Here is an 18,979-nt window from a genome sequence, read left to right on the forward strand (position 1 = left end):
ACGAGGAGGCCGCGGCGCAGAGAGGCGGGCCGGAGCCGCCGGCGCAAAGGCTGTGCTGGTGAACTCGGACACGGCTATGCTCGCAAGGCGGTGCGGCGCCCCACGATGACGAGAAGCATCCCGCGATGAGCGGCAGTTCGCCAGAGGATGCGGGCTACGCCATCACGGTGATCGCCGGAGCAGCGCCCCCCGCGGCCGGGCTGTCCGCCATGGAGCCGGCCACGGCTGACGGCGTGGTCGCGGGCACCCGCGAGGCGCAGCGCCACGCGATGACCACGACGGCCGACCCGCCCCCCTCGTTGCTGGCGCAGGCCAGGCCGGCGCCTTCGGCCGGCGCCCGCATCGGCCATTACGAGCTCCTGCGCGAGCTCGGCCGGGGCGGCATGGGCGTGGTCTTCCTGGCGCGCGACACCCGCCTCGCTCGCCTCGTCGCGATCAAGCTCCTCACCATGCTGAGCAGCGCCGGGGTCCAGCGCTTCCTGGTCGAAGCGCAGGCCACCGCGCGCTGCAAGCACGAGCACATCGTGACGATCCACGAGGTGAACGAGCACGACGGATCCCCGTACATGGTGCTCGAGTACATCGAGGGGCAGAGCCTCCGCGCCTGGATGAACCAGCGAAGGCCCGCGGACGCGGGCGAGGCGGTGTCCACGGCGCCGGTGCCGCCCGGCCTGGCCGTCGACATGGTGGTCCCCATCGTGCGCGCGCTCGCGAGCGCGCACGCGTCCGGCATCGTCCACCGCGACCTCAAGCCGGAGAACGTCATGCTGGACGCGTCGGGCGCGATCAAGGTGGTCGATTTCGGCATCGCCAAGCTGCTCGAGGAGGAGGTGATCCTCTCGGGCGATCGCGCCGTCGCCGGGGACGCGGGCCTGACGCGCGACGGCGCGATCATCGGCACGCTGGCGTACATGTCCCCCGAGCAGTGGCGAGGGTTCGACGTCGGCCCGTCGAGCGATGTCTGGGCCGTGGGCATCATGCTCCACGAGCTCCTGCTCGGCGCGCACCCGCTCGCCCCGTGCGGCCGGATGGACCTCCTCGCGGTGGCGGCCCTCGACGAGCCGATGCCCACCGTCGGCGCGCGCCACCCGGAGATCGGCGCGCTCGGCGCGATCGTCGATCGCTGCCTGCGCAAGCGGAAGTCCGAGCGGTTCGCGTCCGCGCAGGAGCTCCTGGTCGAGCTCTTGCCGCTGCTGCCCGGGCGCCGGGAGATCCTCCTCGGCGCCGACGAGAGCCCGTTCGCAGGGCTCTCGTCGTTCCAGGAGGCCGACGCCGACCGCTTCTTCGGCCGCGCGCAGGACCTCGCGGGCGTGGTCGCGCGCCTCCGGAGCCAGCCGCTGCTCGCGATTGCCGGCGCCTCGGGCGTGGGGAAGTCGTCGCTCGTGAGGGCAGGGGTGATCCCGGCGCTCAAGCGCTCCGGCGAGGGCTGGGAGGCGCTCGTCGTGCGGCCCGGGCGCGAGCCGATGGCCGTGCTGGCGGACCTGTTCGACCACCCCGCCGTGACCCTCAACACCGACCTGAAGGCGCTCTCCCCGCAGGGCGGCGCGGCGATGCGCGGGGCCCTGATCCAGCGGCTGCGCGCCGAGCCCGGCCTGCTCGGCGCCGCGCTGCGCGGGGGGGCGAGCCGCGCGCAGAGGCGCCTCGTGCTGTTCATCGATCAGTTCGAGGAGCTCTTCACGCTCGGCGCCCCGGCCGTCGAGCGCGCGGCGTTTCTCGCGTGCCTCGCGGGGATCGCCGACGACGCCTCCTCGCCGCTCCGGGTCGTCCTGTCCGTGCGGTCCGATTTCCTCGAGCGGATGGCCGAGCACGAGCATTTCATGGCGATCATGACGCGAGGCCTCGTGTTCCTCCGTCCGATGGGGCGCGACGGGCTGCGGGAGGCCTTGATGAGGCCAATCGAGGCGGCGCGGCACGAGATCGAGGATCCCGCGATGATCGAGGGCATCCTCGACGCGCTGCAGACGACGCGCGGGGCGCTGCCGCTCCTGCAGTTCACCGCGGCCAGGCTGTGGGAGATGCGCGATCGGGGGCGCAAGCTGCTCACGCGGGCGAGCTACGAGGCGCTCGGGGGCGTGGCGGGCGCGCTGGCGAGCCACGCCGACACGGTGCTGGCCGGAATGAGCGGGCACCGGGCGAAGCACGCGCGGGTGGTCCTGGAGCGCCTGGTGACGCCGGAGCGGACGCGGGCCGTGGCGAGCCTGGGCGAGCTGTGCGAGCTGCCCGGGGAGCGAGGCGAGATCGAGCGGGTGGTGGAGCTGCTCGCCGACGCGCGGCTCCTGGCGATCGAGACGGGGAGCGACCGCGCGGGCAGCACGGTGGAGATCGTGCACGAGTCGCTCATCGAGCGGTGGCCGACGCTCCGGCGCTGGCTGGACGAGAACCAGGAAGACGCCGCGTTCCTGGACCGGCTGCGCGCGGCGGCGAGGCTCTGGGACGCGAGCGGTCGCGCCGCGGACACGCTCTGGCGCGGCAAGGTCGCCGAGGAGGCGCGCGGCTTTCGCGAGCGCTACCGCGGAGAGCTGCCGGAGCGGGAGAGGCTCTATCTGGACGAGGTGCTCCGGTTCGCCGACCAGCAGCAACGCGGGAGGCGGCGCCTCGTGTCCGGGATCATCGCGGCGCTTTCGTTGTTGGTGGTCGCGGCGGGGGCGGGGATCGTGAAGCTGACGCGCCAGAACACGGTGATCACCGAGCAGCTCGAGGAAATCCGGAGAACGGAGGACACGCTCAAGAAGGCGCTGGCGAGCGAGGAGGCGCTGCGGAGCAAGCGCGAGCAGGAGCAGCTGATCGAGCGCACGGCGGGGAAGATCAAGCCGACGCTGAAGTAGCGGGCGCGCCGCCGGCCCTCAGCGCTGCTGCGCCCCGAACCGCGCCTTCGCCGCGTCCACCGCGGCCTTCGTCCACTTGTCGACCTCGTCGTCCGTCAACGTCCGCTCGGCCGACCGGAACCACAGCGCGAACCCCAGCGAGTGCGTCCCCGCCGGGAGCTCTTCGCCGCGGTACCGATCGAACATCTCGACCTTCTCGCAGCGCTCCCCCGCGGTGGTCCGCAGCACCTCGAGCACCTCTCCCGCCGGCACGTCGAGCGGCAAGAGCAGCGCCACGTCGTGCCGCATCGCCGGGAACCGGCTCGGCTTCGCGGCCACCGGCGCCTTGTACGCCGCAGCCACCGCCGCGAGATCCAGCTCCGCCACGACGGCCCCGCTCGTGATCTCCAGCGCCTCGCGCACGTCCGGGTGCAGCTCCGCCACGTACCCGACCTCGCGGCCGTCGAGCAGGACGCGGGCCCCCTTCTTCGGGTGCGCCCACGGCGGCGCCTCGCCCGAGAGGTCGAACGCCGGCGTCACGCTGCCCGCGAGCTCCGCCAGCACCGCCTCGACCGCGCCCTTGCCGTCGTAGAAATCGACGTCCTCGGGCCGCGTCAGGTAGCTGTCGCGCGGCCCCGCCAGGAAGATCGTGAGCCGCGTCGGCTCGTTCACCGGCGGCCGCTCGACCCGCGCCAGCTGGCTCGCGCCGCTCGCCTCGCCCTGCCACGGCAGGAACACCTGGCTCACCTCGAACAGCCGCACCCGAGGCACGTTGTACCGCTGCGAGCGCTGCACCACCGTGAGCAGCCCAGGGACCAGCGACGGCCGCATCACCGACTTCTCCTCGGAGAGCGGGTTGAGCAGCCGCAGGAGCGATCCGTCGTCGTAGCGCGCCGCCTTCAGCTCCTGGGGCGACAGGAACGAGTACGTCACCGCCTCGTGCAGGCCGATCCCCGTGCAGATCTGCCGCACCCTGCGCCGCAGCCGGTAATCGCCGCGGGCGCCCGCCGGCGCGGCCCCGACGCGCGGCAGCCGGCTCGGGATCTGGTCGTAGCCAGCGATGCGCGCGACCTCCTCGATGAGGTCGATCTCCTCCGCGATGTCGGGCCGGTGCTCCGGCACCTCGACGAGGAGCCGGTCCGCCTTCTGCTCCAGCACCGAGAGCCCCAGCGTCTCCAGGATCTCCCGCGCCCGCGCCGGGGCCTCGGCCCCGATGATCCGCTGGTACCGCGGGAGCCGCAGCGTCAGGCGGCGCGGCGCGCGCGGCGCCACGTACACGTCGATCGGCTCGCCCGCCGCCTCGCCGCCCGCGAGCTCGCAGATGAGCGCGCTCCCGCGGTCGCGCGACAGGGGGACCCCCGAGAGGTCCACCTCCCGCTCGAAGCGGTGCGACGCCTCGGTGTGGAAGCCGTACCGGCGCGCCGACCTGCGGATCCCGCGCGGCTCGAAGTACGCCGACTCGAGGAACACCCTCCGGGTCGTCGCGGTGACGCCGCTGTCCGCGCCGCCGATGACGCCCGCCAGGGCCACCACGCGGTCCGCGTCGGCGATGACCAGGTCGTCCTCGTCCAGGGACAGCTTCTGCCCGTCGAGCGCGACGAACACCTCGCCCGGCTTGGCCCTCCGGATCTCGATCGGGAGCCGCAGCGCGTCGAGATCGAAGGCGTGGAGCGGCTGCCCCCGCTCGAGCATCACCAGGTTGGTCGCGTCGACGATGTTGGTGATCGGCCGGACGCCGAGGCGGCCGAGCCGCACCCGCGCCCAGAGCGGCGAGGGGCCGACGCCGACGCCCTCGATCACCTGCCCGTCATACCGGGGGCAGCGGTCCCCGTCGCGCACCTCCACGGCGGCGCGTGTCTGCACGGCCGCGGGCGCTCCGGCGCCGTTCGCCCGTGGCGCGGCGACGGCGGGCGGACGGAACGGTAGGCCGAGCACCGCGGCCACGTCCCGCGCCACGCCCAGGTGCCCCAGCGCGTCGGGCCGGTTCGGGGTGACGCTGAGCTCGATGATCCAGTCCTCGAGGCGAGGCTCCCAGTCGAGCAGCGATTGCCCCGGACGCCCGCCCTCCACCGTCAGGAGACCCTCGTGGCTCGACCCGAGCCCGAGCTCGTCCTCGGCGCAGAGCATGCCGGGCGACGTGAAGCCGGCGACGGCCTTCTCGGTCAACGTCACGAGCGCGCCGGTGCGGTCGAGCACCTGCGCTCCCACGGGCGCATAACAGACGAGCGCCGGAGCCGCCGGGATGACCGGCGCGCCGCACGCGACCTCGACGCCTTCTCCGCCTCCGCCCGCGTCCACGCGGACCACCGTCAGGCCCTTCTTGCCCGCCGGGTGCGGCCGCGTCGCGACGACGCTCGCGAGGACCACGGAGCGCAGCGCGGCGCCGACGTGCGTCACGCGGTCGACCTCGAGCCCGCCGCGGCCGAGCGCCGAGGTCACCGCGTCGACGCCGGGATCGGCGCCGAGGATCTCTTGAAGCCACTTGTAGGATATCAACATGGGGAATCGGGGCTGCGGGCGAGGGGCAGTGGCCTAGAGGCTTCCGAGGAAGCGGACGTCGTTCTCGTAGAAGGCGCGGATATCGTCGACGGCGAACTTCATGTTGGCCGTGCGATCCACGCCGATGCCGAACGCCAGCCCCGTGTATTCCTCCGGGTCGATCCCGACGTTCCGGAGCACCGTCGGGTGGACCATGCCGCACCCGAGCACCTCCAGCCAGCCCGTCCCCTTGCACTGCGGGCAGGCGCGGTTCTCGCCGAAACAGACGAGGCAGGACACGTCGAGCTCCGCGCTGGGCTCGGTGAAGGGGAAGTAGCTCGGCCGGAAGCGCGTCCTCGTGGCCTCGCCGAACATCCGGCGGCTGTAGACCTCGAGCAGGCCCTTCAGATCGGCGAGCGACACGTCGCGGTCGACCACGAGCCCCTCGATCTGCACGAACATGGGGCTGTGGCTCGCGTCGTCGTCGCGGCGATACACGACCCCGGGCGCGACGATCATCACCGGCGGAGGGTGGGAGAGCATCTCGCGCACCTGGACCGGGCTCGTGTGCGTCCGGAGGAGCACGTTCTGGCCAGGATCGCCGGCCATGTAGAACGTGTCGTGCATGTCCATGGCCGGGTGATCCGCCGGGAACCCGAGGAGATCGAAGTTGTAGCGCGCGAGCTCGATCTGCGGCCCTTCGGCCACGTCGAACCCGAGCCCGACGAAGATATCGACGATCTCATCGAGGGTCCGCATGATCGGGTGCGGCCGCCCGGGCGCGCGCCAGCGGCCGGGCAGGGTGATATCGAGGGGCGGCGCGGAGAGCTCGCGATCGCGCGCAGCGCGCTTGATCCTCGCCGTCGCCTCCTCGCGGGCGCGCTCCACGCGGCCCTTGACGGCGTTGAGGCGCTGGCCGAGCGCCTTGCGCTCCTCGGGCGCCGCGCCGGGCAGCTGCTTCATCAGCGCATTGAGCGACCCGCGGCGCCCGAGCAGGCTGGCATACAGGCGGTTCAGCTCATCGAGATCGCCGGCAGCGGCGAACTGGACGTCCACCGTGCGATCGACCTCGTCGATGAGGCGGCCGAGTTCGGGACCACTCATTGCCGCCCCCTTACCGCGAAGGCCATGGCAACGCAAGACGTTGACCTCCCGCGCCGCCCCGGCTCCTTGGCGCCAGGCCGCGCACGAGATCCGGAGGCTCGACGACCACCACCGCGGCGGGCGCGCCCCGCTCGAGGAGCCGCCGCGGCGTGCCCCCCCCGCCGCGCGGCGGTCGCGCAACAACCGATGTCCACGCGGTCAACGTCGGGTTGACAGCCTCCGCTCGCGACGGCGCGGTCCGTCTGGAAACGACGGGCTCGCCGGCGCTCGCCCGCGACCATCACGACTCCATGCCACAGGCGCGCATCGCTCCACGTCGCCTTGCTCGTGCGAACGGCCCGCGCGGGCTCCTCGCGGGAGTCGCGCGTCCACCGCCGGTGTCGGTCACGTCAACCGTGTCAACCCGAGGTTTACGGGCTCTCCACGGCAGCTGCCGATCTGAATCGGGATTCGCACTCTGGCCGCGGCGAGGACGCCTGGATCGTGGCGCTGCGACCGAGCCGATCGTCTCTGGCCCATCGCTTGCTTTGAACGTTGACGAGCGTTGACGAACATCGACGAGCGTTGTGAACGTCGACGGACGCGGGCGAGCGCGCCTGAGCGCGAGCGCTGCGAGAATTCCAATCGATGAGCGAGCCACGCCAAGCGTGCTCGTCGGGCTCCTTTCGCCCTGACGACAAGCCGCGGCTTGCGCTGCTGCGGCTCCAACACACCACGAGATCGGCGCACCTTGAATCCCATCATCCATCTCTTTTACGACCATGAGCTCGATGTCCGCCGCGCTTCGCGGCGCGGGGTAGTCGCCGTCCTGCTCGGCGCGGCGCTCTGGGTGTCTCCAGCGGTCGTGAACGGGCAGCCGCTGCCCCCTCCGACCACGACCACGACTACGCCCACGACCACGACGCCGGTGCCGGAGAGCGGGTTCTTCTTCGGCGGCGTCGGCCGCGTCGTCGCGGCCACGGACGCCGAGATGGGGCCGGGGCGAGACGCCGATATCGTCTGGAGAGGCTCGCGCCTCGACGAGTCCACGTTCATCCAGATGGACCTGGAGCGGCAGGATCACTGGGAGTCCACCGGCGCCACCACGCGCGTTGCCGTCCGCCTGGTCGTGGACGCCCCCGTCCTCCACTACAACAACGCGCGGCCGTGGAACATCAACATGTCGGTGCGCAACGCGTTCGTCGAGGAGCGAGACCTCGGCGTCAAGGGCCTGTCCGTATGGGTCGGCTCGCGCCTGTACCGCGGTGACAACGCCGAGCTGCTCGATTTCTGGCCGCTCGACTGGCTGAACACGCTGGGCGGGGGCGTCCGCTACGACCTGCCCTCGAAGCGCACGTACTTCGCGGCGCACGCAGGCGTCAACCGGCCGCTCTCTCCGTATTACCTCCAGACGGTGGAGCGCCCGCCGGCGCTCAACCAGCCTGGCGCGGCGAACGTCAACCTCCTCGATCGCCAGCGGCTCATCTCGAGCGTCAAGGCGAGCCACACCGTCCCGGTCGGGGAGAAGAGCGGCGTCAAGGGCGTCCTGTATGGCGAGCTGCACCAGCTGCCGTCGGGCGCGCGCGAGACGGCGGAGGCTGGCATCGTCGAGCGCCTGCCGCGCGACTCCGGGTACGTCGTCGGCGCGCAGATCAGCCCGTTCACCGGGGTGAACAACGGGCACCTGCACCTGTTCCTCCGGTACGCCGGCGGCCTCGCCGCCTACGGCGAGTTCGGCGCTCCCACCCAGCCCGCGCCGGACGGCACCGCGACCGGCGCGCACGAGCTCCTCTTCACCTTGAGCGGCAACTACGAGACGGGGCCGCTCGGCCTGATGGCCGCGGGATACGCGCGCTCCTTCCGCAACGCCAGCGAGCCGTTCGACTTCGCCGATCTGGACGAGGGCATCTTGCTCGTGCGGCCGCATCTCTACCTGCGCGACTGGGGAGGCGTCGCCGTCGAGGCCTCGTATCAGGCGCAGCGGCGGGGGAGGGTCCCGCCGCCGGCCGACCCCGCGGCGGCGGGAGCGCACCCCGCGGCGAGCCACCACAGCGCGAGCCTCGTGCGCCTCGGGCTCGTGCCGTTCCTGAACGTGGCAGGCAAGGGTGATTTCAAGCGCCCGCAATTCCGGTTCATCTGGCTCGTGACCCGGCGCGACGACGGCGCGAAGGCGCTCTATCCGCAGGATGACGTCTTCAGCCAGCGCACGTGGGAGCATTTCATCGGCCTGAACGTCGAGTGGAACATCAAGGCCAGCCCGGCGTTCTGACGCAGCCGCGGGGCTCCGGGGATTCACCGCGTCCATTCGTAAATTCCGTTAACGAAGCAAGGGAAGGGTTTTGTCCATGAAGCCAGTGAACCCTGGTCAGGTCGTGGTCCGCGCGACGGCGTCGCACAGGGGCCGAAAGCTCTCCGTGACGCCGGCAGACGGCCCGATGAAGCGCCTCCATTACGGTCGGATCCTGCTCGACAGGACCACGCCGGAGGCGCGGTTCGAGACCTCCGGACGCGAGGTAGGGCTCCTCTGCATGGCCGGCGAGTGCGCCGTGAAGGTGAACGGCGGGGAGGTGATCGCGCTCGGCCGGTACGACGCCCTCTACGTGCCTCGCGGGTCGGCTGTCGAGGTGCGCACGAGCTCGTCGGTCGATCTCGTCGAGTGCGGCGCCGAGGTCGAAGGGGACTATCCCCTCCAGATCGTCCGCTACAAGGACGTCGAGCAGAACCCGTCGCTCAAGTTCAAGGCGGGCGGCGACGCCACGACGCGCGAGCTCAGCATCCTGCTCGGCAAGAACGTGCAGGCCGGCCGCATCGTCGCGGGCTTCACGCGCTCGGCGCCGGGGCACTGGACCAGCTGGCCGCCGCACGAGCACACCGACCTGCTCGAGGAGATGTACGTCTATTTCGATATGCCGCCGCCGGCGTTCGGCGTGCAGCTCGTCTACACGGCCCCCGAGGCGCCGGAGGTCGTCACGGTGGTGCGGGACGGCGACGCCGTGCTGATGCCGGCGGGGTATCACCCGAACGTCGCGGCGCCGGGGCACTCCATCAACTTCGTCTGGCTCATGGCCGCGCACCGCGAGCGCGAAGATCGGGTGTTCGGGGTGGTCAACGTCCAGCCGGAGTTCGCCCAGCGCGGCTCCGGGCTCGAGGCGAGCCTCAAGTAGGCAATGGGGGAGTCGGCCAGCGTCAGGCGGGTCGGACTCAGGAGGATAGCTTCATGGTGATGAACACGGAGCCCACGACGGCCATCGCCGACGCGCCCGCGGAGGTGCCGCGCGTCGCGGACGCCGGCGCCGCGTCGCTCTCGGCCGGCATCGGGCGTTATCGGTGGGTGATCTGCGCCCTCTTGTTCACGGCCGCGACGATCAACTACGTCGACCGGCAAGTCCTCGGCGTCCTTAAGACGACGCTGCAGAAGGAGCTCGGCTACAACGACATCGATTACGGCAACATCGTCACGTCGTTCCAGGCCGCTTACGCCATCGGGATGCTGACGATGGGCCGCCTCATGGATCGCATCGGGACGCGGCGCGGGTTCTCGTTCGCCGTCGGGTTCTGGAGCCTCGCGGCGGCGGCGCACGCGCTCGTCGGCAGCGCCGGGGGGCTCTCCGCGGCGCGGTTCGCCCTCGGCATCGGCGAGGCCGGCATGTTCCCGGGCGCCCTCAAGACGATCGCGGAGTGGTTCCCCAGGAAGGAGCGCGCGCTCGCGACCGGCCTGTTCAACTCCGGCACGAACATCGGCGCGATCGTGTGCCCCCTCGTGGTCCCATGGATCGCGGTGGCCTGGGGGTGGCGCGCCGCCTTCGCGCTGACCGGCGCGATCGGGGCGCTGTGGATCGTCGCCTGGATGATCCTGTATCGCCCCCTCGCGGAGAACCCGCGCGTCACGCCGGAGGAGCGCGCCTACATCACGAGTGAGCCGTCGCCCGCGCCAGGCAAGGTGGGCTGGCTCAGCCTGATCCCGCACCGCCAGACGTGGGCGTTCGCGATCGGCAAGTTCATGACCGACCCGTTCTGGTGGCTTTACCTGTTCTGGGTCCCCGACTTCCTGAACCGCAAGCATGGCTTGAACCTCCTCCAGATCGGCCCGCCGCTCGTCACGATCTACCTGCTCTCCGACGTGGGCAGCATCGCCGGCGGCTGGTTCTCCTCGATGCTGATGCGCCGCGGCTGGACGGCGAACGCGGCGCGCAAGACCGCGATGCTCGCCTGCGCGCTCGGCGTGGCGCCCGTCTTCCTCGCGACGCGCACCGACTCGCTGTGGGTCGCCGTGCTGCTCCTGGGCCTCGCGACCGCCGCGCACCAGGGCTTCTCGGCGAACCTGTTCACGCTCACCACGGACATGTTCCCGTCGCAGGCCGTGGGGTCGGCCGTCGGGTTCGGGGGCATGGCCGGGGCCATCGGCGGGATGCTCATCGCGCAGATCGCGGGCCGCGTCCTCCAGCTCACCGGGAGCTATTCAACGCTGTTCATCATGGCGGCGTCTGCCTACGTGCTCGCGCTCGCCATCATTCACGCGCTCGTGCCGCGGCTCGAGCCCGCGCGGCTCCAGCAGGGATAAGACAATGACGAACGATCCGTTTCGTTTGGACGGCAAGGTCGCGCTCGTGACGGGCTCGGCCACGGGCATCGGCGCCGCGATCGCGACGGCGCTCGCGGCGGCGGGCGCGGACATCGCGTGTCACGGCAAGGACGAGCCGGGCGAGGCCACCATGGCGGCGGTGCGGAAGCTCGGGCGTCGCGCCACCGGCATGGCCGCGGATCTCGCGGATCGCGCCTCACACGCCGAGCTCGTCCGGAGGGCGAAGGCCGAGCTTGGGCGCATCGACATCCTCGTGAACAACGCAGGTCTCATCCGGAGGTCGCCGGCCGTCGAGTACGCCGAGGAGGACTGGGACCTCCTGATCGAGGTCAACCTGACGTCCGCGTTCCGCCTGTCGCAGCTCGCCGGGAAGCAGATGCTCGAGCAGGGGTCGGGCAGGATCGTGAACATCGCGTCGCTGCTCTCGTTCCAGGGCGGGATCCTGGTGCCGGCCTACGCGGCGTCCAAGGGTGGGATCGCGCAGCTGACCAAGGCGCTCGCGAACGAGTGGGCCGGGAGGGGCGTCAACGTGAACGCGGTCGCCCCGGGGTACATCACGACGGACAACACGGCGGCGCTCAGGGCCGACGAGGCGCGCAGCCGGCAGATCCTCGATCGCATCCCGGCGGGGCGCTGGGGCGAGCCGAGCGACATCGCGGGAGCTGCGCTGTTCCTGTGCTCGGAGGCGAGCAGGTACGTCCACGGCCACGTGCTGGTCGTCGACGGCGGGTGGATGAGCCGTTGAGGAGCGTGAAGATGAAGATCCGAAATGCAAAGAGCTGTGCGTGGGACCAGGTGAGCCTCGGGGAGGTGATGCTGCGCCTCGACCCGGGAGAGCGGCGGATCCACACCGCGCGGGCGTTCGACATCGGCGAGGGCGGGGGGGAGTACAACGTGGCGCGGGGGCTCCGGCGCTGCTTCGGGCTCCGGACAGCCATCGTCACGGCGCTCGCGGACAACCCGGTCGGGCGGCTGATCGAGGACCTGATGCTCCAGGGCGGGGTCGACACCTCCCACGTGCGCTGGGTCGATTACGACGGTGTGGGCCGCGAGGCACGCAATGGCCTCAACTTCACCGAGCGCGGCTTCGGGCCGCGCGCCGCCGTGGGGTGCTCGGATCGCGGCCACAGCGCGGCCTCCAGGCTGAAGGCCGGCGATCTCCCGTGGAAGGCCGTCTTCGGGGAGCGCGGCGCCCGCTGGTTCCACACGGGCGGCATCTTCTGCGCGCTCTCGGAGAGCACGGCCGGCGTGGCGCGCGAGGCCATGGAGGCCGCGCGCGAGAACGACGTGCGGATCTCCTACGATCTCAACTACCGGCCCTCGCTCTGGAAGAACTTCGGCGGCCAGGCGAGGGCGCGCGAGGTCAACCGCGCCCTCATGCCGTACGTCGACTGCCTCTTCGGCAACGAGGAGGACTTCGTCGCGGCGCTCGGCTTCGAGGTGCCCGGCGTCGATGAGGGCTATCGCCAGCTCGACACGACGGGGTTCCGCCGGATGATCTCGGAGGTCGTCGCGACGTACCCCAACATCTCGGTCGTGGCCACGAGCCTCAGGACGGCCAGGAGCGCGAGCGTCAACGGCTGGGGCGGCATCCTGTACTGCAAGGGCGAGTTCCACGAGGTCGCCCAGCGAGACATCGAGATCCTCGACCGCGTCGGAGGGGGCGACTCGTTCGCCTCGGGGATCATCTACGGGCTCCTCTCGGAGCAGAGCCCGGAGTGGGCGCTCCAGTGCGGCGTCGCGCACGGGGCGCTCGCGATGTCGACGCCGGGAGACACGTCGATGGCGTCGCTCGCCGAGGTGCGGCGGGCGATGAGCGGGGCCAGCGCGAGGATCGATCGATGAAGCAGGCGCTGGACCGAGAGCACGTCGTCCGCCGCATCGAGGAGATCGGCGTCGTCCCCGTGGTGCGCGCGTCGAGCGGCGCGCTCGCCGTGCGCGCCGGTCGCGCGCTGTGCGCGGGAGGGATCGAGGTCCTCGAGATCACGATGACAATCCCGGACGCCCTCGCCGTGATGCATGAGATCACCTCGCAGATGGGGAATAACGTCCTCGTCGGCGCGGGTACGGTGCTCACCGCGGACGCAGCCCGCGGGTGCATCGAGGCCGGCGCGCAGTTCATCGTGAGCCCGGGGCTCAACCTCGAGGTCATCCGCGCGGCGCGCGAGCTCGGGAAGGCGGTCTTCCCCGGGGCGCTCACCCCGACCGAGGTGATCGCCGCGTGGAGCGCCGGCGCCGACGCGGTGAAGGTGTTCCCGTGCTCCGCGATGGGCGGCGCGAAGTACCTGCGCGCGCTGCGGGGGCCGCTCCCGCACGTGAAGCTGCTGCCGACCGGCGGGGTCAACCTCGCCACCGCGCGCGAGTTCATCGAGGCCGGCGCCGTCGCGCTCGGCGTTGGCGGTGAGCTCGTCGACGCCTCCGCGCTCGAGGCGGGCTGCGACGAGGTCATCACGGAGCGCGCACGGGAGTTCCTGTCCGTGGTCCGGTCCGCGCGGGCCGGGATCGAGGAGCGCGCCTGAGCGAGGCTGCCCGCGAGGCGCAGGAGGAAGCATGAGTATTCTGAAGAAAAGCGATGTCCCGAGCCTGGCTCGCGTGTCGGGCGATGCGGTGGAGTTCTTCACGCCCGAGCCGGGGCTCAAGCGCCGGGTGCTGGCCCACAACCCCAACCTGATGCTCGTCGAGCACCACATGGAGGTCGGCTGGGCCGGGGCGCGCCACAGCCACCCCCACGATCAGCTGGTCTACGTCATCTCAGGACACCTCAAGTTCTCCTGCGGAGACGAGGAGTTCGAGGCGCGGTCCGGGGACAGCTTCGTGGTCCGCGGGGGCGTCGAGCACCAGGCCTGGGCGTTCGAGCCTTCTGTCGTGCTCGACGTGTTCACCCCCGCGCGCGAAGAGTACATGCCCTGAGCGCGGGAATCCGGTCAGCCTTTCAGTTCACCAAGAACATCCTATGTCTTTTCGACGGGCCCTGCGACCGACGCAGCGGCCCTGTGCGATTGAGGAGCCTATGAAACGCAGAACGTTCGCGATGTCGATTCTCTTGCCCGTCGCGCTGGCCGCGTGCGGCGGGGACAGCGAGCCGGAGCCTGGTCCTGGCCCCGGCCCGGACGTGCCGGCCGAGATGGCGCCGTACGTCGACGCGATGAAGCGCGCGGCCACCTTCATGAGCGAGGAGGTCGCGTATAAGGGCGGTTACGTCTGGAGCTACCTCCCGGATCTCTCGCGGAGCTGGGGCGAGATGGAGGCGAAGCGCACCATGCTGTGGGTGCAGCCGCCCGGCACGCCGTCGATGGGGCACCTCTACCTGGACGCCTACCACGCCACCGGCGACGAGCTCTATTACAAGGCTGCCGAGCAGGTCACGCTCGCCCTGATCGAGGCCCAGCACGAGGCCGGCGGCTGGAACTACATCTATGACTTCGCGGGCGAGGAGTCGCTCAAGGACTGGTACGACACCATCGGCAAGAACGGCTGGCGGCTCGAGGAGTTCCAGCATTACTACGGCAACGCGACGTTCGACGACGCGGGCACCGCCGTGGCCTCGCAGCTCCTCCTGCGCATGTACCTCGAGAAGAAGGACGAGCGGTTCCGCGAGCCCCTCTACAAGGCGATCCGCTTCGTCACCGAGAGCCAGTACGAGGGAGGCGGCTGGCCGCAGCGCTTCCCGCTGATGGGCAAGGGCGGCCAGCCCGACTACACGAGCTACATCACCTTCAACGACGACGTGGCCGGAGAGAACATCAAGTTCCTGATCATGTGCAACCTCGCGCTGGGCGAGTCGCAGCTGCTCGGGAACATCGAGCGCGCCATGGACAACTTCGTCGCGTTGCAGCAGCCCGCGCCGCAGCCTGCGTGGGGCCTTCAGTTCACGCAGGACGGCAAGCCGGCCGGGGCGCGGACCTACGAGCCGGAGGCGCTGACCACCCACACGACGGCCAACAACATCCAGCAGCTGCTCAATTTCTACAACCTGACCGGGGACGAGAAGTACATCGCCCGCGTGCCCGAGGCGCTGGACTGGCTGGACAAGGTCAAGCTGCCGCCGGAGCTCGTGGAGATCTTCCCCGACCGAACACACCCCACGTACATCGAGATCGGGACCGACGTGCCGCTCTACGTCCACCGGCGCGGCTCGAACGTCGTCAACGGCGAGTATTACTTCGACAAGGACCCCGCGAAGCCCATCGGCCACTACGGGCAGGCGCGCAAGCTCGACGTGGACGCCATGCGCGCCCGCTACGAGGAGCTCGCGGCGATGTCGCCCGAGGAGCTGGCGGCGGGCTCGCCCCTCAGGATCGCGGGGCCGGTGGAGCTCCCGCGGTACTTCTCGCTGCGCGAGGTGAAGCTCGACGACCTGTACGCGGGCGCCACGATGACGACCGCGCCGGTGACCGAGGAGGAGGCGCTGAAGCTCGTCGGAGAGCTCAACGCGGAGGGATACTGGCCGACCAAGATCACCATGATCACGAACCCCTACGTCGGCCCTGGCACGGATGAGCCTTATCTCGAGGACGCGTACGCCACCACGCACGTCGGCGATCGCAACGATACCTCGCCTTACGACCCGACCAAGGCGCCGGCGACCTACCCGGCCGAGGAGTCGCCGACGGGCATCTCGGTGGAGGGCTTCATCAAGAACATGGGCGTCCTCATCGCCCATGTCGCGCCCGTGAAGTAGCCTCGACTTGGGCACAGCTGGCCGGTGTCAGACAGCCGTGTCCAAGCACGCTCCGCATCTCTCGCGCACAGAGAGCGCGATCGTCACAGGGAGCCGGCAAGACCCAGGATCGCGCCGCCCTGCACCGGATCGAACAGCGGCGTGACAGCGAGGTCTTGCACGGACCGCCACGCCGCATTCCTCACGGGTCCCCTGACCGTCTCAATGCTCAAGCCGGCAATGTCGATGGCGCCCGAAAGGTGCAGCCCGGCGGCGGCGCCGATCATGAGGTGCCGCGGGGCGGGGGCATTTTTCCCCTTAGCGCCTCACGGCCGGGCCAGGTGCCGATGCCGACCGATGATGCCGTCGCGTCGAGCAGCGAGGACGCGCGGTCCTGGGCGCGCGCCGTGGCATCCCGCGTGCTTGGAAGCCCGGGACCACGCGCGATCCCGGTGTCGCGATGCCGGACGGTCAGCGCCGGCGCGCGGTCGTGCAAGGAGTCGACTTATGAAATTGCTTACGATCGTCTTGTCGGTGCTGAGCGTGGCTGTGGCCGGGCTCGGGTGCGGTAGCAGCGCGAGCAGCGCGAGCGACGGCGCTGAAGATGAAGGAGCGAGCTCCGGCGGGACCGGCGGCGCGGGCCCCGCCGCGGTCACGGGAGGCGGCGGCCAGGGGGCGACCACCGCAGGACAGGGGGGCGGGGCGGCCACCTCCGCAGGAACGGGCGGATCGCCGGCCGTCTCCTCCGGCGCCAGCTCCTCGACGGGCGTCGGCGGCATGGATCAGCCGCCCTCGGGCGACGACCTCTACGTCGCCCCCGACGGCGCGGAGGACAACCCCGGAACCATCGACGCGCCCACGACGCTGCACAAGGCGATCACCCTGGTGCAGCCGGGGCAGACCATCTACCTGCGCGGGGGCGAGTACCTCTACGTCCCGACGGTGGAGATCGCCTACGGGAACGACGGGACGCCCGAGCAGCGGAAGCGCCTGTTCGCCTATCCCGGCGAGAAGCCTGTGCTCGAGTTCAAGGACCAGTACTACAAGAAGGGCGACCCGGCCAGCCCGCGCGGCGTCGAGCTGCACGGCAGCTACTGGCACATCCAGAGGATCGAGATCGCCAACGCCGGCGACAACGGCCTCTTCATCTCGGGGCACCACAACGTCATCGAGCGCTGTGTCTTCCACCACAACCGGGACTCGGGCCTCCAGCTCGGCGGCCGGCTGGGCGAGCTGGATACCCCGGAGGAGGAGTGGCCGTCCCACAACAAGATCATCAACTGCGACTCGTACAGCAATTTCGACCCGCCCGACGGCGGCGACGCGGACGGCTTCGCCCCGAAGCTGAACGTCGGCGAAGGGAACGAGTTCCGCGGCTGCCGCGCCTGGAACAACTCGGACGACGGCTGGGACATGTTCAACCGCAACGGCAAGCCGCTCAAGCCGGTCCTCCTGGACCAGTGCTGGGCCTTCGACAACGGCTACGAGGAAGGCGGGTACATGAGCGCGCCGCCGCCGGTCCCGTACATGGGCAACGGCAACGGCTTCAAGATGGGCGGGAGCAACGGCCTTGCGTCCGACCACGTGATCACCCGCTCCGTCGCGTTCGGCAACAAGGTCCGCGGCTTCGACGAGAACAACAACGTCGGCAACATCACGGTGAAGAACTGCACCGGATGGCTGAACGGATCCATGAACTTCGCGTTCGGCGAGGGCGGGTTCCACACGTTCATCAACAACATCTCGCACGCGAGGAAATCCAGCGACGAGCCGGTCGGCAACGCGGTCTCGAACGCGTTCGAGGGCGCCACCGACGCCGACTTCCTCAGCCTCGATCGCGCGCTGGCCAAGGCCCCACGCAACCCGGACGGCAGCCTCCCCGCGACCGATTTCCTGCGGCTCGCCCCGGGGAGCCAGTTCGTCGACGCGGGGTCGGCCGAGGGCCTCGCGCTGCCCTTCGCCGGCGCTGCGCCCGACCTCGGCGCCTTCGAGGTCGAGTGAGCCCAGAGGCGGCCCGGGCGGGGGCGACTGCGCAATGGTCTTTCTTCACGCTTTCAGGAGGCAATCATGCGGTATGAGAGGTCGAATCGTTTCACCCCCTTTGCGGCGGCCCTCGTCGCGCTCTGCGGCGCGGGAGGCTGCGCGGCGTCGGGGGACGACGGCGATGCAACCGGCGCGGGCGGCGCGTCGTCGTCCGGGGCCGGGACGAGCGGGCCGTCGTCGACGAGCGGCGGCGCAACGAGCAGCGGCGGCACGACCGGCGGCGGCACGACGAGCAGCAGCGGGACCACGGGCACCGGGGGAGGCGCGACCAGCGGCACGGGCGGCGGGGGTGCGGGCGGGGGCGGCGGCCAGGGTGCGGGCGGCTCGGGCACCGTCGACGGTTGTCCCGCCAGCGCGCCGATCGGGTGGGCGGGCGAGAGCGGCCACGGCGTGGCCACCACGACGGGCGGCCTCGGCGGGATGACGGTCACGGCGACCACGACCGAGCAGCTCGTCGAGTACGCCGAGAGCCCCGAGCCGCTGATCATCCAGATCTCCGGCGACATCGACATCAGCGGCGTGGACGTCGACGTGGCGTCGAACAAGACGCTGATCGGCGCGAGCCCCGACGCGACCCTCCGGGGCCGCCTCCAGATCCGGGGGAAGTCGATCGACACCCCGATCCAGAACGTCATCATCCAGAACCTCAAGATCGACGCCAGCTCGACCACGGACGACGGGATCCAGATCCACTTCGCCCACCACGTCTGGGTGGATCACGTGGAGATCTGGGACGGGCTAGACGGCAACCTCGACGTCGTCCACGGCTCGGACCTCGTGACCGTCTCGTGGTGCAAGTTCCACTACACGAGCAACGCGCCGGATCCCGCGCACCGCTTCTCGAACCTGGTCGGCCACAGCAACAACAACAGCGACGAGGACACAGGGAGGCTCCGCGTCACGTTCCATCACAACTGGTGGGCCGACGGCGTGATCGAGCGCATGCCCCGCGTCCGCTTCGGCGAGGTCCACGTCTTCAACAACTACTACTCGGCGGCCGGCAACAACTACGCCATCGGGGGCGGCCTCCAGGCCAGGCTCCGGATCGAGAACAACTACTTCGACGGGGTGAAGGACCCGCACGTCTTCTACGACGGCGAGCCGACCGCGCAGATCGTGGCGAGCGGGAACGCCTATATCGGCATGTCGGACACCACCCGGAAGGACGCGGGGCAGGGGAGCGCGTTCGCCCCGCCTTACACCGTCGCTCTGGGCACGGCCGACGCCTCGCTGAAGGACGTCGTGACACGGTGCGCTGGTCCGAGATAGCGGCGCCTGCGAACAGCACACCTCATCGACGACGCAGAGCCCCGCGCCCTGGCACCGCGC

At 70.7% G+C, this 18,979-nt stretch carries 14 protein-coding genes; 11 read left to right on the forward strand and 3 right to left on the reverse strand.

Annotated features, from left to right (window positions below; genetic code table 11):
* Positions 1-125 precede the first annotated feature (125 nt).
* Positions 126-2,825, forward strand: a complete 2,700-nt coding sequence (locus tag WMF12_RS18050; protein ID WP_437872798.1) for an nSTAND1 domain-containing NTPase — start codon at positions 126-128, stop codon at positions 2,823-2,825.
* An 18-nt stretch (positions 2,826-2,843) separates the two neighbouring features.
* Here the strand turns inward: WMF12_RS18050 and pheT are convergent, their stop codons facing one another.
* Positions 2,844-5,303 carry a phenylalanine--tRNA ligase subunit beta gene (pheT, locus tag WMF12_RS18055; RefSeq protein ID WP_437872799.1) on the reverse strand — a complete coding sequence of 820 codons (2,460 nt, stop codon included), beginning with the start codon at positions 5,301-5,303 and terminating at the stop codon, positions 2,844-2,846.
* A 33-nt stretch (positions 5,304-5,336) separates the two neighbouring features.
* Positions 5,337-6,386 (reverse strand): phenylalanine--tRNA ligase subunit alpha, encoded by a 1,050-nt coding sequence (gene pheS / locus WMF12_RS18060; RefSeq protein ID WP_012236022.1) that lies wholly within the window; start codon positions 6,384-6,386, stop codon positions 5,337-5,339.
* A gap of 730 nt (positions 6,387-7,116) precedes the next feature.
* Between pheS and WMF12_RS18065 the strand changes: the two genes are divergently transcribed.
* From WMF12_RS18065 to WMF12_RS18100, 8 genes are all read left to right on the forward strand, one after another.
* Positions 7,117-8,634 (forward strand): carbohydrate porin, encoded by a 1,518-nt coding sequence (locus tag WMF12_RS18065; protein WP_437872800.1) that lies wholly within the window; start codon positions 7,117-7,119, stop codon positions 8,632-8,634.
* 76 nt (positions 8,635-8,710) lie between these two features.
* Complete coding sequence (locus WMF12_RS18070) at positions 8,711-9,529, forward strand: 5-deoxy-glucuronate isomerase (RefSeq protein WP_437872801.1); 819 nt, start codon at positions 8,711-8,713, stop codon at positions 9,527-9,529.
* A gap of 53 nt (positions 9,530-9,582) precedes the next feature.
* Entirely contained in the window at positions 9,583-10,926 is a 1,344-nt protein-coding gene (locus WMF12_RS18075) for an MFS transporter (RefSeq protein ID WP_437872802.1), read from the forward strand.
* Positions 10,927-10,930: 4 nt separating this feature from the next.
* Positions 10,931-11,692 carry a 2-dehydro-3-deoxy-D-gluconate 5-dehydrogenase KduD gene (gene kduD / locus WMF12_RS18080; protein ID WP_437872803.1) on the forward strand — a complete coding sequence of 254 codons (762 nt, stop codon included), beginning with the start codon at positions 10,931-10,933 and terminating at the stop codon, positions 11,690-11,692.
* Positions 11,693-11,703: 11 nt separating this feature from the next.
* A complete protein-coding gene (locus WMF12_RS18085; RefSeq protein WP_437872804.1) occupies positions 11,704-12,792 on the forward strand; it encodes a PfkB family carbohydrate kinase in 1,089 nt (362 codons plus the stop codon).
* Complete coding sequence (locus tag WMF12_RS18090) at positions 12,789-13,466, forward strand: bifunctional 4-hydroxy-2-oxoglutarate aldolase/2-dehydro-3-deoxy-phosphogluconate aldolase (RefSeq protein ID WP_437872805.1); 678 nt, start codon at positions 12,789-12,791, stop codon at positions 13,464-13,466. Before WMF12_RS18085 ends, WMF12_RS18090 begins: the two co-directional genes overlap by 4 nt.
* 31 nt (positions 13,467-13,497) lie before the next feature.
* On the forward strand, positions 13,498-13,857 hold the full coding sequence (locus tag WMF12_RS18095; RefSeq protein WP_437872806.1) for a cupin domain-containing protein: 360 nt from the start codon (positions 13,498-13,500) through the stop codon (positions 13,855-13,857).
* Positions 13,858-13,957: 100 nt separating this feature from the next.
* On the forward strand, positions 13,958-15,628 hold the full coding sequence (locus WMF12_RS18100) for a pectate lyase (protein WP_437872808.1): 1,671 nt from the start codon (positions 13,958-13,960) through the stop codon (positions 15,626-15,628).
* 83 nt (positions 15,629-15,711) lie between these two features.
* Here the strand turns inward: WMF12_RS18100 and WMF12_RS18105 are convergent, their stop codons facing one another.
* On the reverse strand, positions 15,712-15,894 hold the full coding sequence (locus WMF12_RS18105) for a hypothetical protein (protein WP_437872809.1): 183 nt from the start codon (positions 15,892-15,894) through the stop codon (positions 15,712-15,714).
* Positions 15,895-16,114: 220 nt separating this feature from the next.
* Between WMF12_RS18105 and WMF12_RS18110 the strand changes: the two genes are divergently transcribed.
* Positions 16,115-17,608, forward strand: coding sequence for a right-handed parallel beta-helix repeat-containing protein (locus WMF12_RS18110; RefSeq protein ID WP_437872810.1), 1,494 nt, complete (start codon positions 16,115-16,117; stop codon positions 17,606-17,608).
* A 66-nt stretch (positions 17,609-17,674) separates the two neighbouring features.
* Complete coding sequence (locus tag WMF12_RS18115; protein ID WP_437872811.1) at positions 17,675-18,919, forward strand: pectate lyase family protein; 1,245 nt, start codon at positions 17,675-17,677, stop codon at positions 18,917-18,919.
* Positions 18,920-18,979: the final 60 nt, after the last annotated feature.

Source organism: Sorangium sp. So ce363, from assembly GCF_051520435.1.
Lineage (GTDB): Bacteria > Myxococcota_A > Polyangia > Polyangiales > Polyangiaceae > Sorangium > Sorangium cellulosum_B.